General features: G+C 62.4%; 5 protein-coding genes and 2 pseudogenes. 5 read left to right on the top strand and 2 right to left on the bottom strand.

All coding sequences use genetic code 11. The features are described from left to right. Positions 1-4 precede the first annotated feature (4 nt). From AM590_RS04880 to AM590_RS04870, 5 genes and pseudogenes are all read left to right on the top strand, one after another. On the top strand, positions 5-1,255 hold the full coding sequence (locus AM590_RS04880; protein ID WP_058826487.1) for a tyrosine-type recombinase/integrase: 1,251 nt from the start codon (positions 5-7) through the stop codon (positions 1,253-1,255). A 597-nt stretch (positions 1,256-1,852) separates the two neighbouring features. Then, entirely contained in the window at positions 1,853-2,827 is a 975-nt protein-coding gene (locus AM590_RS04875; protein ID WP_058826531.1) for an ABC transporter substrate-binding protein, read from the top strand. 167 nt (positions 2,828-2,994) lie between these two features. Then, a pseudogene (locus AM590_RS21230) lies at positions 2,995-3,171 on the top strand (CopG family ribbon-helix-helix protein); the annotation flags it as partial. A gap of 538 nt (positions 3,172-3,709) precedes the next feature. Continuing rightward, positions 3,710-3,820 (top strand): annotated as a pseudogene (locus AM590_RS20395) (IS6 family transposase); the annotation flags it as partial. A 477-nt stretch (positions 3,821-4,297) separates the two neighbouring features. Further along, complete coding sequence (locus tag AM590_RS04870; RefSeq protein ID WP_058826486.1) at positions 4,298-5,971, top strand: MFS transporter; 1,674 nt, start codon at positions 4,298-4,300, stop codon at positions 5,969-5,971. Positions 5,972-5,994: 23 nt separating this feature from the next. Here the strand turns inward: AM590_RS04870 and AM590_RS04865 are convergent, their stop codons facing one another. Continuing rightward, on the bottom strand, positions 5,995-8,838 hold the full coding sequence (locus AM590_RS04865; protein ID WP_058826485.1) for an exodeoxyribonuclease V subunit beta: 2,844 nt from the start codon (positions 8,836-8,838) through the stop codon (positions 5,995-5,997). After that, on the bottom strand, positions 8,835-11,420 hold the full coding sequence (locus tag AM590_RS04860) for a PD-(D/E)XK nuclease family protein (RefSeq protein WP_058826484.1): 2,586 nt from the start codon (positions 11,418-11,420) through the stop codon (positions 8,835-8,837). Before AM590_RS04860 ends, AM590_RS04865 begins: the two co-directional genes overlap by 4 nt. Between the last annotated feature and the right edge of the window lie 416 nt (positions 11,421-11,836).

The raw sequence follows: 11,836 nt of genomic DNA, 5'->3' as shown, positions 1-11,836 counted from the left end.
CGCGGTGAACTGGTCGCGAAAGTCACTCGACGAACTCGAAGCGTTCTACTGGGAGACGATAGCGCCCGCGATGGACCGCGACGGGATGGACCCGACGCGGGACGTGCCGACCTACGCGTGGCTGACCGAACGCGGCTGGTCGGGCATCGCCTACGCGCTCCGCGAGAAACACGACCTCACGCCGCGGGAGTTCTTCGTCGGCGTCGTCGGCCTCGGCGACGAGGACGCCGACGAGGGCTACGACTGGGGCATCGACGACGACCGGACCGTCGAGGCGTTCGAGTCCTACCTCGACATGCTCGAATCGCGGCGCGGCCTCGCGGACTCGACGCTGCCGACCCGCCGGACGCACCTCGCGCGGTTCGCCCGAGTCTACCGGGACCGCCACGAGTCGGCCGACCTGCTCTCACGACTTGACGACCGCGACGCCGAACCCGACGAGATAGACCGCTGTCTCGCGGTCCTCGACGAGTTCGACGCCGAACTCGCCACCGACGGGACGAAGCTCAAATACCTCCAGACGGTCCGGTCGTTCTACGAGTACCTCGTGGACTTCCGGCGCGCGCGGTACAATCCCGTCGAGAACGCGGCGAAGCAGTTCCGCTGGGAGCAGGGGCAACCCGACAACCGCACGATGACCGCGGACCAAGTGAGCGACGTGTACGCCGTCGCCGACGACCTCGAAGACCGGCTTCTCGTCCTCGGTCTCGCCGGGTGGGGGCTCCGCCCGAACGAACTCGCGTCGCTCCGCGCGTCGCAACTCGTTCTCTCCGGCGACGACCCGCACATCGAGTTCGAAGCGCGGAAGAACGGCCCGGGGACCGTCGCGCTCCTCTACGGCGTCGACGCCGTCGCCGCCCGAATCGACGCGCTCGCCGAGGACGACGACTGGAACGGCGCGCTGTTTCCCTCCTCGCGGGCCGCCTCGGGGCACATCGCCCGCGAGACGGTCAACCGGCGGTTCAAACGCCTCGCCGACGAGGCGGGCGTGACCGTCGACGGTGAGGTCCCGACCGCGAAGCTCTGTCGGCGCTTCTGGTACACAGCCTATCAGGCGGCGGTCGACGAGATGCTCGCCCAACTGGAGGGGGTCGCCGCCGACCAGGGGTCGAAGAGCGCCGACATCGTCATGTCGAACTACCTCTCTGAGGAGCGCCGGCGGTCCTTCCGCCGGCAGGCGATGCGCGAGACGCTGGCCGACGTGTTCGAATCTACCGACGAGTCCGTGACCGTCGAAGAGCACGTGCTGCAGTAGCTGTTGGGCTTGTCACGGGTCTCTGCGTAAGGCACGAGGTGGAGTGGTGGCCGCCATAAATTGTATATCGCGATATGCAACTAGCCGTGGCGAGACGCCACAGTTTCGGATCGCGAACTTGAACGCCCGCTCTTCTTCGCCCTGCATCCCACTGACCGGCGAAGCACCAGACGGAGTCGGGACGAGCGAGTCGAGTCGGGAAGCCACGGATGAGGTGGTCGAAGAGATCACCACACTTGACGGCAGCGCGTGTCCACACTGCGGGCTCGCTGCCCGAGAGCGGCCCGCCGATGTGTCCGCGCTGCGGTGCGCCTCGCTGATATTTTGGCAGGCCTAAAATTCGGAACGTTTTTGAGTATTTAGGTAGGCCTAAAATATATGTCAAGCGATTCCAGCGACCACGAGGCGCCGACGCGGCGTGACTACCTGAGGTACGGCGGGGCAATCATCGGTGGCGGTCTGTTTGCGGGCTGCTCGAGCAACTCCCAGTCAACGAGTTCGTCGACAGAATCAAGCACATCATCGACACAGGAAGCCGTCTCTGAAACGGATGCTGGGACGGAAACGAATAATTCGTACACTGTCGAAATCGAGCCGATGGGTGCGGTTGAGTTCGATAGCCCGCCCGAGCGGTGGACAGCATTGCTACCGACGTTCGCCGATATGGCGTTTGCACTCGGCGGTGGGCAGACACTCGGCATTCAGAACCACAACCGGTTTGCGAACGAGGCCTTCGAGGAACTCCCCGGAATAGAATTTAACGCAGATGACATCGTGGAACTCGTTGCAGGCGGCGTGAGTAAGGAACTGTTCTATGAAATGAATGCCGACGTCCATTTCGTTGACCAACATATCCTGCGACTCTGGTACGACTGGGACCAGGCTGACGTCGATGAGGTTTCGGAGAACCTCGGCCCGTTCTTTGGCAATTTTATCCGTCGTCATAGTGACGACTGGCACGATTACCGCTACTACAGCCTCTATGAGGCCTTCGAATTGATGGCTGAGGTTTTTCAGGCACAGGAGCGCTACCAAGCGTACGTCGAACTCCACGAGGAGATGCTCGAGTCCATTGATGAGCACTTGCCACCGGCCGACCAGCGACCAACTGCCTTACTGGTGTATCCGGCTGACGGATCAGGGTTCCAATTCTATCCGTTTCGGTTTGATGATGGAGGAGTCAGCACCAAGCAGTGGCGCGAACTCGGTCTGACCGATGCACTTGCCGCGACAGATGTGGGACACTACAGTTTCTCTGACAGGGGAACGCTTGATCTAGAAGCCTTGATCGAAATCGACCCCGAGGTACTACTAGTGCGGAATTACGGAGGAGCGTCCGAATCTGAGTTCCAAACAGAAGTTGTCGAGCCACTGCAAGAAGAAGGTGGATCGAACAGTGTACAAGCAGTTCAAGACGGTGCCATCTACAGCGCTGGCTATCTTGACCAAGGCCCAATTATCAACTTCTACCATACCGACCGGGCGGCGAAAGACATCTACCCAGATTCGTTTGAGGACGTGACGCTGTTCGACCGTGAACGCATCGCAGAAATTGTCAAAGGGAATATCTGAGACGGTTTATAAATAAATCACTCGCCGAGGGACAACTTCTGTTTCAGGCAGTGACGCCGAGCTTCGTGAGTTCGTCCTCGGTGTGCTCAGTGCGGAGCTCTTCCACACTGTGTTCTTCGACTAGTTCTTCACGCTCTTGCTCGCTCAGTTCATCGACCGAGCCGAGTATTGGTGACCTCCATAGCATTCAACACGATTTTCAGGAGATAATCGAAACTACTGGCCATATGCACCAATGCGAATGGTGCTTAGAGACCATATTCTGTCACGGTGAAGTATCGCAGATTCGTGAATTGGTGTATCAACTCCGTGATTTTGACGAACACGGCCGTCTCTACGCTTGAATCAGACAATGAGTTAAGAATACCATAGACGTACTGTCGGAGCGTTTCCGCGGAGACAGATAGCGTTCCGGAAAGTGACTATGATACGGTTCGATGCCGACTGGAATGGTCAGCAGGACGATCGAGTCGAGAGCACTGCGCCGGTCAGCCTCGCTAGCCGGTTCCTGTGCGATGATCAGTGATATAGATCTGACTTTGGTGAAACAAAGGCACGCATCAAAATTATCCTCCGAGGTCGTGGAGACGCGTTTCTGTACTGAAAAGCCAACCAGCGTTCGGAACGCACCGACTGTTCACTGAGAACGCCTATTTCAGACCAGAGGATGGCCCTCTCCACCGAATCGGTGGCAGACTACGCCGCCATCAAGCACCCGTCAACCCCCGATAATGATGTCTCACCGACGTTTTTGTTACACAACTACCTTTGTAAAGTATAGTGAATCTCGTTCTGGGGAGTAAGATACTTGCGAGCGCCGAAACGTCCGTCTGAGGGGCACCGTCTAGTTAAGGGATGAACAGGTCGAAGAGCTAGTTTCCTATGCTGCTCAAAGACCTGCTCGGCGAGAGTTTGGACACAGCTACGCTTGAATGTTGGCAGCGCGAGCGGACGGCAACGCCCGTCAGGGCGTTCGCTGTTCGGCTCCATGCTGCCAACATTCATAATTCGCCGTTTCCAACGACTCTGTGAGCAGTTCTAGGTTGAGCAAAGCACTAGATCTACGAACTGCTCGCTTCTCAAACTGGCCTAACTAGACAGTGCCAGTGAACTCATCTTTTCAACCCGACTACACGTATGCAGGAAACCATAATAAACTGCATTTATCGAGGTGCTGATTGACTCACATCCCGTAATTCGTCGGGCGCGAAAGCGGCCGGGCGGTGTCGCCTTCTTTGCGCTCCCGTCGAGTATCTTGGCCGCGGGCTTTTTCCCAGAGCGAACGGAAGAGCGGGCGCAGCCGGGCGAACAGACACAACCAAGAGAGAGACCGAGGTTCGAGTGGTGCCCGTACTGTGGCGAGTCGCTTGGCTCGGAGGCGTCTCACGGCTGAACCGAGCCGACCGAGAGACCAACGCCGCTCCGCTCTGTCAGAGAGATTTATTGAGTGAGGCGTGCTATCGAAGGCCAATGGACGCAGACGCGAACGCTCACGTTCCCGAAAGAAGAGCGGCGACGACCGGTTCGGCGGGAGGGTTGGCGTACTGGGGCCCCGCGGTGGCGGTGAGTCTCGCGATGTTCATCGGCGTCATCGATTCGACGCTGATGAACGTCGCGATTCCGTCCATCGTCACCGACCTCGATACCACCGTCACGGTCGTACAGGGCGCGATTTCGTTCTACGCGATGGTCATGGCGGCGCTGATTCTTCCGGGCGGCAAGTTGTCGTCGATGTACGGGATTTGCCGGCTGATGACCGCGACCCTACTCGTGTACGGCGTCGGGACGACGCTGGCGGCGCTGAGTTGGAACGTCGCCGTGCTCTACGTCGGTTGGTCGGTCATCGAGGGGGCCGCCGCAGCCGTGTTGCTCCCGCTGACGTTCACGGTCCTCCTCGTCAGCTACGAGGGCGCAGACCGGGCGAAAGCCCTCGGTATCCTCGCCGGGGTGAACGCGGCCGGGGCCGCGTTCGGGCCGCTTTTGGGCGGCGCAGTCACGACGTTCGCCAGCTGGCGGTGGGGGTTCGGCGTCGAGGTACTCATCGTTCTCGTCGCGCTCGCGTTCGTCCGGTATCTCCCTGAGGAGTCCCTGAGCGAGACGCGGACGAAACTGGACGTCGGCGGGACGGTCCTCTCGATAGCGGGGACGACCGCCCTCGTCGCCGGCGTCCTCTTGGCCGGGCGGTACGGCTGGATATCGGCCCGCCGGCCGTTCGCCGTCGGTGGCGTTCGACTGGATCTGTTCGGCGCGTCGCCGACCGTCTGGCTCGTCGGCTTCGGAATCGTCGTCTTCGCGGCCTTCGTCCAGTACGAGCGTCGCGTCGAGCGCGAGGGCGGGTCGCCGCTCGTCCCGGTCCGTCTCCTGTCGAACGCGCCGTTCACGGCCGGTATCGTCACGAACGCCGCGCGGTCGCTGGTCCTCGCGGGGTTCATCTTCGTCGTTCCGGTCTTCCTCCAGTCCGGGGCCGGCTACACCGCGTTCGAGACCGGGGTCGCGATGCTTCCGTTCTCCGTCGCGACGTTCGTCGCGTCCATCTTCACGACCGGCTGGCGGCGGTTCGTCGCGCCGAAACTACTGATTCAGGGCGGCGTCGTCCTCATGGGGCTCGGCGTGCTCGCGCTCGTGTCGCAGACGGCGCTGGACGCGACGGTCACGCAACTCGCCGTGCCGATGGCGCTCGTCGGCCTCGGCCTCGGCCTCGTGATGGCACAGCTCATCGACATGACGCTCTCGTCGGTCGAACCACGGGACTCGGCGGCGGCGTCCGGCCTGCTGAACGCGACGATGATGCTCGGCTACTCGTTCGGGACCGCTATCGTGGGCACGTACCTGCTCCGGCGGTTCTACGGCGGCGTCGTGGAGGGCGTGCTGGCCGTCGCTGGCGCGGGCGAGGGAGCGTCGGTGAGCGACCGGGAGGCGCTCGCCGCCGCGCTGGAACGCGCCGCGGAGACCGCGACCAAAGAGACCCAACAGGCGGTCCTCGACGGCCTCACGCCGGCACAGCGGGAACTGCTGGCCGGCGCGTTCGACGCCGCGATAGTGCAGGCACAACGGGAGACGCTGTTGCTCCTCGCGCTTCTCGTGTTGCTCGTGCTCCTCGTTTCGACGCTCCTCCCGAACGGCGGGCGCGGCGGCGACGCGTGAGCGTACCGGCCTCCAGCCCCCGCTCAGCCGTTTCGAACGTCCTCCACGAGCGCGACGAGCGCGGACCGCGACAGGGGTTCGACGTCGACCCACTCGCCGGTGGCGGTGTAGAATATCCCCGCGGACACGTCGCGCTCAGAGAACCACTCGTTCAACACGTGGTAGTAGACGCTGAGTTGCTTTCGGTACTCGGACTCGGCGTGCCGCCCGAGGTCGGTCTTGAAGTCGATGACCTCGACGGAATCGGGGCGGACGTGAACGAGGTCGATGATTCCGGAGATAGTGACCCGCTCGCCGCCGACGGTGAGCGGCAGATACGCGTCCTCCTCGACTCGCAGGTCCCCGTCGAGGGAGTCGATGAACGACTTGATACGGCGCTCGTCGTCGTTCGACGGTTCGACATCACCTTCCAGCACGTACCGCTCGGCGAACTCGTGGGTCCGCGTTCCGAACGCCGACCCTCTCCCGTCGGCGACGTCTTCGAACACGTCGTCGCGCATGAGCGTGTGCGGCGAGTGGCCGACCGGCCCCTCCGGCGTCGGGACGGTAATCTGTAAGTGCGCCTGCGACGGCCCGCCGGCGTCGCCTTCCCGAACGTCGGGGATCAGTTCCGTGCTTTCGACGGGGAGGGCTTCGAGGAACGCGTTCGGCGACTCGCCCGCGGCGAACACGAGGTGGCTCTCGGCCCGCGTCATGGCGACGTAGAGCAAGCGCCGCTCCTCGTCGTAGCCGCGCGGCAGGCACGCTCGGAGGACGTCGGTCCGCCAGTTGTCGTGAACGTGGGGATAGCCGTGGTCGTCGGCGTAAACTTTCCGCTGACGCAGGCCAACCGAATCGTCGAAGGTGATGGCGTCGCTATTCCCGCCCGACGGTGGGAAGCGGTGGTTGTTCATGTTCGCAAGCACGACGATGGGATGTTCGAGTCCCTTAGCCGCGTGGATGGTCTGCACGGTCACCGAGTTCGTGCCGGCGCTCGCGTGCACGTCGTGGGTGCTCCCGTCTTCGATGCCGCGTTCGATGAACCGAACGAGACCCCCTCGGGTCAGCGTCGTCGCGCCGTGGACCGACTGAATCGTCGTCAGGAGCACGTCGGCGTAGGCCCCGTCGTAGCCGTACCGAGAGAACACGCGCTGGGCGACGCCGCCGACCGTCTCCAGCGAGTCGAGCGCCGACGCGAACGCCTGCATGTCAGACGGGTACGCCCCGCCGTCGAGGACGTGTTCGACCTCGTCGAGCGTGTAACCGGCCGCTTCGAGGACGACCGCCCACCCCCGCTCCGAGTCGGATTCGAGAATCCGCAACCACGCCAGGAGGAGTTTCGCCGGGTCGGAGCGGAACAGCTCGATACCCCCCTCGTAGGCCATCGGCAACCCGAACTCCTCGGCGACAGAGAGGAGTTCCCGACCGAAGTCGCGGGTCCGCGTGAGGACGGCGATGTCGCCGTACTCCGGGGCGCGGAGTTCGCCGTCCTCCTCGACCCGATACGCGTCGTTCCCGACGATTTCCTGAATCTTGGTCAGCACCGCCTCGTGTTCGTCCTCGTGCCGAATCGCCTCGATGCGGGAGTTCTCGTGGGCGGCGTTGGACGACAGCGACACGATTCGGTCCCGGACGGCCGCCTCGTCGATGTCGTCCGACCTCGCGGCGGGCGTCACCAGACTGTGCTCGGAGAAGTCGAGAATCGCCTGCGTCGACCGGTAGTTCTCGACGAGTTCCAGTTCGGTGATCGGCCGCGTCGACCACGACACGCGCTCGCGGTCCTCGTTGAGTTCGTCGACGAAGCGGTCCAGTCGGGACTCGAAGTCGGTGATGTTCTCGACGGCGGCGTACTGAAACGAGTAGATGCTCTGCTTCCAGTCGCCGACGACGCAGACGTTGTTCGTGTCCGCGATCAGGAGCGCGAGCTTGAACTGTATCTCGCTGGAGTCCTGGAACTCGTCGACCATCACGTACTCGAAGGCGACCTCGTCGCGGAGTCGGTGGTCGTCGCAGAGCAGGACGAACGCAAAGAGCTGAAGAAAGCCGAAGTTCAGGTAGTTGCGACTGAGCGCGAATCCAAGGTACTCGTGATAGAGGTCGTGGACGAAGTTCTTGAGGCCCTCTCGCGGTTCGTCGAACGCCAGTCGCGCGACCTCGTCCGGAACCCGCTTTGCACCCCACCCGCCGCGGATGTCGTCCTTCTCGGGAGCGTCGGGGAGATAGCACTTGTCGTCCCCGTAGCCCCCGAGTTTCGAGCGGAGTTTGGACTGCTTGTTCCCGTCGTTTCGGGGGCGGTTCAGTTCCTCGAACGTCTCGCGGAACGCCTCGAAGTCGCCGTCCAGATACCGCTCGCCGTTTCGGTACCAGCCGTCCGCCGTCGGGAAGACGCCCTTCGCGGCGAGTTGAGTAACCAACCCGAGGAGTTCGACCGGTTCCGCGACGGCGCGGAAGAAGTCGTCGTACTCGGGGTGGTCGTCGCTGAACCGGCGGACGAACTCGCGGAACTGCGCCTTCTCGACGTTCTCGTCTTCGAGGACCCGCGTGGACTCCGAAATCCGGTCGTCGATGCCGAGGAGCGTCGGTGCCTCGAAGCCGTGTTCCATGAGGATGTCGTGACAGAGGCTGTGGAACGTCTGGATGGGCGCGTCGGAGAGTTCGCGCATCCCGTAGTCGCAGTTGGCGACGATTCGGTCTCTCATCTCCGTCGCCGCGTTGTTGGTGAACGTCACGAGGAGGACGTCTTCCGGTTCCACGCCCTCCTGATCGACGATTTCGGCGTAGCGACGAGTGACGGTGAACGTCTTTCCGGTCCCCGCGCCGGCGTCGACGACGTGGATACCCCGTTTGCTGTCGATGAGGTCCTGCTGTTGGTCGTTCGGCGACGTCATCGGGATTCACCCTCCAGGATGCAGTCTCGGTTGTCCACGTACCGGTAGTTCGGGTCGCCGCCGAGCCCCCGAACGGGAAAGCGCTCGTCGCCGCGTCGGCGAGCGTTCAACTCCGAGCGTCGTTCGCGGACGAACGCCTCGAACGCGTCCACGTCGTCGGCGAAGTAGTTCCGCTTTCGGATTCGGAGCAGGTGTCGTAACGCCTGCTTACAGCCGTTTTTCACGTACTTGTAGTTCCCGACGTCGGCGACCAGGCGCTCGGTGAGCGCCTCCCCGAACTCGGATTCGATGAGTTCGTCGCTGTCGCGGGTGTCCGGAATCTCGTGTGTGTCCAGCACGCCCCGATAGACCTCGTACGTCGACTTCGAGAACGTCTTGGTGCAGTCGTTCGCGGCGTCTTCCCGAAGTTCGGTGAAGACGGCTCGGCTCGAAGTGTGTTCCTCGTAGGTCGCGGGGTAGTACGTCACCGTCGTGAGACAGTCGTCCAGCGCTCCCTCGCCGGTCACGACGTCGTCGAGGGTTTCGAGGAAGTGGAAGAACGTGAACCGCAGTTCCTCGTTCGGTCGTTCAGTGCGCCGATGGGCGAGATACAGCAACGCCTGAAAGTTCGGTTTGTCGCTCGGCGGGTCGAGCGCCGAGTGCTTGACGACGGAGTACGCGGACTTCTTCGCGCCGCTCTTGTAGTCGAGCAGTCGCGCGGGCCCGTGAACGAGGTCGATTTTCCCCTTCAGTCCGAGGTCGGCGTTCTCGAACCAGCGTTCGGTGTGCGCCGCATCGACGGGTCGGTCGTAGTACTCGGCGAAGAAGTTCTCACTCCGACCGCTGTCCGGCGTCGCCAAGCCGTCCCCCTGTGGCGGGTTCGCGTCCAGGAATTCGGCGATGGTCCGGAGGCCGATGCGGTACTTGGTGAGTCGGGTCTCCTCGTCGACACCCCGGAGGAACGGTTCGACTTCGTCGAGGATGACCGCGGCGACCTCGTCGAGCGAGTCGCGGACGGCGTCCGGGTGAGAGACGTAGAACTCGGCGAAGTCGTGAAACAGGTTCCCCTCCCTGAAGTGGTCCTCGTCCGGGTTGTCGACGAGTCTGCTGAAGAAGTAATCGCGGGGCGAGTTGACGTAGGTGTTCAGGCTGGACTGGCTGAGTGCGGTGACCTCCTCGGCGGGAACGTCGAGTGGCTCTCTTTCGAAGCCGTCCTCGGTCGTTCGGAATGCCCGGGAATGCGGTATCGACGCCGCATCGCTGAATCGGTCGAACGCCTCGTCGAACAGGTCTTCGAAGTACAGACACGGCGTGACCGGTGTCCCGCCGGCGGTGTCCTGGACGAGGTAGTACTGGTCGACGCCGTTCTGCAGGAGGAGTTGGAACTGGCGGATGTTCCGCTCGAACTCGCGGTCGCTGTCGACCCACGGCCGCCGAGGGGACGAGCGCGTCCAGCCCTCGTCGAGACCGAGGTAGAACACCACCGCGCGGTCGACGTGCGCGGCCGATTTCGCGTCGGCCAGCAGGACGCCCTCGTTTTCCCGGTCGACGGGCACCTCGTACGACTGCAGATAGAATTCGAGGCGGTCGACCGCGGACTCGGTGACGGCGTCGTCGAGGAGGCCGAGCGTCGCGAGCTCCGCTCTGAAGGCGTCGATAGTCGTGTCGGTGAGCGACTCGTACGCGTCGACGGCCGCGTCGAACGTGCCGGAGCGGACTTCGTCGCGGAAGCGGAGGAACCGGTCTATCTCCGAGCGTTCGATGTCCGAGAGGCGTTTTTTGTCGTGCTCGACGCCGAGAGAGATACCGAGTTGGGTGAAGAGCGGTCGAACGTCGCCGACTCGCGTATCCCGACCGGCGTGTGCGCTTCGGAGGAACTGCAGAAACGCGCGGTGACGGGCGTCGTCGGTGAACCCCGGACCGCCGTAGTACGGGATGTCCGCGGCTTCCAACGCCGACTCGACGAGCGGGGAATACTGACTGGCGGCGTCGAGAACGACCGCCACGTCGTCGGCGTTTGCCGGCGTGACCGTGTCGAGGACGGCGTCGACGATTGCGGCCGGCGAGTCGAGGATTCGGAACGGCGGGTGGTCGAACGACGCCTCGGTGAACGGGTCGACCGTCTCGTAGTCCGCCGGGAGAATCGAGCGTTCGAGTTCGGTGAACTGTTCGAAGCCGACGACGGCGACCGACGTGTCCGCGTCGATGGTGAACTCGGTGAGGCGCTTGGAGGTCGTGTCCAGTTCGGCGATACAGTCGACGGCGGCGCGCGTCGCCGTCGTCGCGAACTGGTCGTAGTCGAGAACGGCGTCGGCCGTCCCCCGGTGCTCCCAACACTGGAGGATGTTCCCGACGGCGTAGGACGCCTCTTTCCAGTCGAGGTCGGTCGTCCGAACGACTTCGAGGAACGCGAGTCGGTCCTCGGCCTGTTCCCGACGCCGGGCGGCGAGTCGGCGGGGCGTAATCGCAAAGGGCCCGAAGTGCGGTTGGTCGAGACGCCGGTTCAGCGCGCTCGCCATGGGCGCGTCGGGCACGAGAACGAGGTCGAAATCCCTGCACTCCTCGTAGAGAGCGCCGATCGATTTCGCCCGCGAGAGAGACATGGACGGGTCAACTCACGTGCATGATAAAACTGTACTGTTGATGCCCCGAGGACGCGGAAGTCATCTCCGTCCGAGTCAGGTAAGTTATGTGATGTGTATCCGAGATACCACGTCCACTAAGATATCCAGTTTGATAACATCTATAGATCCCAGTAGTGCAAAGAAAATACTCGATTGAGAAGTCAGTTCATAGTCAATAGTTGTTTAAACCCCCAAGACATGGTGTTCAGAGATTTTTGAGTGATTCAGAGGTTTAGAACCCGAGTTAGTATTGCTAGTTCTAATCAAAATGGTATTTTAGTCTTCGATCCGAGTTATAATATTTTCATAAATGGCCTCGATTATATTCGGAGTTTTTATTTTTCTATCCGGACAGTCTGAATCGCCTAATTATCGGTGGTGAAACCGAATTCGGC

Source organism: Haloferax sp. Q22 (assembly GCF_001482285.1).
GTDB lineage: Archaea > Halobacteriota > Halobacteria > Halobacteriales > Haloferacaceae > Haloferax.
The sequence above is the reverse complement of the archived record's forward strand: the minus strand, read 5'-3'. Positions and strand labels throughout refer to the sequence as shown.